At 42.2% G+C, this 1,494-nt stretch carries 2 pseudogenes; one reads left to right on the top strand and one right to left on the bottom strand.

The features are described from left to right. Positions 1–792: 792 nt before the first annotated feature. A pseudogene (locus JGK11_RS32690) lies at positions 793–963 on the top strand (transposase family protein); the annotation flags it as partial. A gap of 64 nt (positions 964–1,027) precedes the next feature. Here the strand turns inward: JGK11_RS32690 and JGK11_RS32695 are convergent. Further along, positions 1,028–1,494: pseudogene (locus JGK11_RS32695) on the bottom strand (IS1 family transposase); the annotation flags it as partial.

Genomic DNA, 1,494 nt, shown 5'->3' on the forward strand with positions numbered 1-1,494 from the left:
CTGTGCCTTAAGTTCGCGGTGTGAACCGCTCTCTCTCTGGCGCTTTATTAATATACTTATTTCGCAAGGGCTTGTCAAGCGTTTTGCGAAAATAATTTTTATCTTTCGCTCAATCTATACACCGTAAGGCTTTTGGGTGTTCCTCGATGCTCCGAGATCCGATTGCTCGTTCCTCTTTAACGCCAGAACCTGCTTTTTTACCCCCAATGTCAGTTTTTGACCGCCGTCTGTCATGAAGGGTCGGTAGAATCGTTGAGAGGTAAAATGGCTACTACATATAGAACCCTTTTGAGATCTTTTGACGATCGCCCGCGATTGAGACCCGCTCGGGCTATGGGCAAGCGGCTAGGGGCGCTCGGCTCCGGCTACAGGCGATTGCCATCCAATTGCCCCAAATTTAAGGTGATGCGGTTTCAACCGAAATTGGAAAGGGTGATTGGTTGTCTCTGCTTACTAAATTGATGTAACCCACATTCCGCACTTTAAGTTGAAAGTAAGGATTCAGGTCTAAAAACTTGTGGCTATAACGCTTTTCTGGCAAGGGTTATAGGACAAAATAATGGTTTTTGTCTTTATCTGTTGATTGTCAGGCCTATGACCAGAAATGACAGTTTTTCGTCATAAGCTTGATAATTGGAGTTTAAACTAAGCAGGTCAAAAAGTGCGATTGCCCAAAGACTAGCTCACGTTTATCACAGGGCGAACGCATCTAAATTTCATATTAACAGAATATGGTATATTGGAGGATGGTTCTTGATTACTCAAAAAATATTTAATTAGAGTTTGCCCTGCATGAAACTTAAACCTAAAATCACCATCGCCGACCATTTTGCTGACTGAGAAGATCCAAGAATTGAGCGGACGAAACATCATCAATTAATTGATATTATTACCATCTCAATTTGTGCCGTGATTTGCGGTGCTGATACATGGGTCGATATCGAAAGTTACGGGCGAGCTAAATACGGGTAGTCCCCTGAAGGAAAGGATCGAGAGAATAAAACTGAATTCAAATAAAAGTAGGGATTTAGAGTTGTAAATTAGCATTGTAATGATGCACAAACCGCCAAATTGCAGCAATATGATTTTCTAATTTTTTAGAGAAGGCTAGGCTCTTTCTTACCAGTCGAGACACTCGTTGTCGAATAGTACAGTTGAAGCGCTCGATATAGCTAGTAAAACCACTATCTTTATCTACGCTTTGATGACGTTTGCTGGGCAATACAGAATCATAAGCACAAAACGTGGTCAGTATAAATTACTGCACATTGACGGTACACTGGTGGCATTGAATTCCATAGATATTGAGCCGATACTGCGCTACGATCTCCAATATGTACACCAACAATTTCCCTAGTCTGGGCATCCAATGCCAGCCAGACCCACTGCTGATTGCCTTTACTATCAACGAATGACCATAACTCATCCATCTGAACATTCAAGCGCTTTTTTTCTTTGGGAGTCACTTCCACTTGCTTCTTAACAGCAGCCGCT

Source organism: Microcoleus sp. PH2017_34_RAT_O_A (genome assembly GCF_020737885.1).
Classification (GTDB): domain Bacteria; phylum Cyanobacteriota; class Cyanobacteriia; order Cyanobacteriales; family Microcoleaceae; genus Microcoleus.